Source organism: Curvibacter delicatus NBRC 14919 (assembly GCF_001592265.1).
Lineage (GTDB): Bacteria > Pseudomonadota > Gammaproteobacteria > Burkholderiales > Burkholderiaceae_C > Hylemonella > Hylemonella delicata.
The window spans coordinates 1-1,879 of record NZ_BCWP01000088.1; the positions used below are offsets into that span (position 1 = coordinate 1).

2 protein-coding genes and 1 tRNA gene are annotated in these 1,879 nt (G+C 57.7%); 1 reads left to right on the plus strand and 2 read right to left on the minus strand.

Features of this window, described 5'->3' with window-relative positions; translation table 11 throughout:
- The coding region (locus CDE01S_RS17905; protein WP_218016551.1) for a hypothetical protein at nt 1–500 on the plus strand (500 nt) is incomplete at its 5' end.
- Between the two features lie 128 nt (nt 501–628).
- On the opposite strand, the gene CDE01S_RS17910 is transcribed toward CDE01S_RS17905, so the two are convergent.
- Together CDE01S_RS17910 and CDE01S_RS17915 are read right to left on the minus strand one after the other, a co-directional pair.
- A tRNA-Thr gene (locus CDE01S_RS17910) sits at nt 629–704 on the minus strand.
- A gap of 10 nt (nt 705–714) precedes the next feature.
- Complete coding sequence (locus tag CDE01S_RS17915; protein WP_066710913.1) at nt 715–1,734, minus strand: class 1 fructose-bisphosphatase; 1,020 nt, start codon at nt 1,732–1,734, stop codon at nt 715–717.
- Between the last annotated feature and the right edge of the window lie 145 nt (nt 1,735–1,879).

Genomic DNA, 1,879 nt, shown 5'->3' on the forward strand with positions numbered 1-1,879 from the left:
CCCAGAGGGAGTTGGAAACTTATAAGGTCAGCCTCATTGCGGAGACTGAGAGGGCAAAAGCTGAGCAGGATGTTCGCAAGTCAATTGCATTAAAAGTTGCTGACAGGCGATTCAATGCATACGCGGCATTGATTGACGCTCACCTTGGTTTTGATACAGACTTTTCCGTTCACCTAACGGTAGATGTAGGTTCAGACGACGCTGCTAGGAAGCAGTATCTTCAAGCGCACGGAGCATTCTTGGATCGTCTGACAGAGTACGGCAATAAGCTGGATGCTGCAGGGTTGTTCGTTGACCGCGAACTACGTATGAAAATCAACAAATTTCGCAGTCTAGTTGCGGGTTTGTTGCGACGCCGTATGACTGCGACGGATCCCGCACTTCCGGATGAGGACTCTGAGCTAGATCGTTTGATGGATGTATCTATCGATATCGAAGATGGGCTGCGAAGATGGCTGGAAGATTATGAGCGTATGGTCGTCGCCAAACAGGAAAAGTGAATTCAGTAGCTCGCCTTGGGTATTTCATATTGCAGAAATATTCGTTGATCGTTCCAGCATAATTGGGCTGGTTACACGCTAGCTACGAAAAAACCCCGCAGACCATGACAGCCTGCGGGGTTTCTAAGTGGTGCCGGAGAGATGAATCGAACACCCGACCTTCTCATTACGAATGAGCTGCTCTACCGACTGAGCTACACCGGCGAAGCCGAAATTATACCTTGGTGTGGTACGAGGTGACGCGCTCCACCTCATTTTTGGAACCCAGGATCACGCTCACGCGTTCGTGCAGATGGCCGGGCTGGAGATCGAGGATGCGCTGGCGGCCGTTGGTGGCGGCGCCGCCGGCCTGCTCGACCAGCCAGCTCATCGGGTTGGCCTCGTACATCAGGCGCAACTTGCCGGGTTTGTTGGGCTCGCGCTTGTCCCAGGGGTACATGAAGACGCCGCCGCGGGTCAGGATGCGGTGCACGTCGGCCACCATGGAGGCGATCCAGCGCATGTTGAAGTCCTTGCCGCGCGGGCCTTCCTTGCCCTGCAGACACTCGTCGATGTAGCGCTTCACAGGCTCGTCCCAGTGGCGCATATTGCTCATGTTGATGGCAAATTCCTTGGTGTCTTCCGGAATCTTGACGTGTTCCTGGGTCAGCACGAAGGAGCCCTGCTCGCGGTCGAGCGTGAACATGGCCACGCCGTCGCCCACGGTCAGCACCAGCGTGGTCTGCGGGCCGTAGACGCAGTAGCCGGCGGCCACTTGCTGGCTGCCCTTTTGCAGGAAATCCTGCTCGCAGACCGGCTCGGCGGTTGTGGGATCGTCGTTGCCTTTCTTGAGCACCGAGAAGATGGTGCCGATGCTGACGTTGACGTCGATGTTGCTGGAGCCGTCGAGAGGATCGAACAGCAGCAGGTATTCGCCCTTGGGGTAGCGGTTGGGCACGACGTAGATGCTGTCCATCTCTTCCGAGGCCATGGCTGCCAGGTGGCCGCCCCATTCGTTGGCCTCGATCAGCACCTCGTTGGCGATGATGTCGAGTTTTTTCTGCACTTCGCCCTGCACGTTCTCGCTACCGGCCGTGCCCAGCACGCCGCCCAGGGCGCCCTTGTTGACCGCCTGGCTGATGCTTTTGCAGGCGCGGGCCACCACTTCCAGCAGCAGGCGCAGCTCGGACGGGATGTGGCCGTCAATGCGCTGCTGCTCGACTAGGTAGCGGGTGAGGGAAATCTTGGAACTCATGGTGACTCCAGAATCGTTTGTCAAGTTGGTCTCAGTTGTTGTTGCTTAAGCCGCGAGCAGAGGCCCAGCAGGGAAACGCCGTGGAACCGGCTTCGCCGGGCCACTGGCGTTGCCCCCTGCAAGGGGGGTGGCGTAGCGACACGCA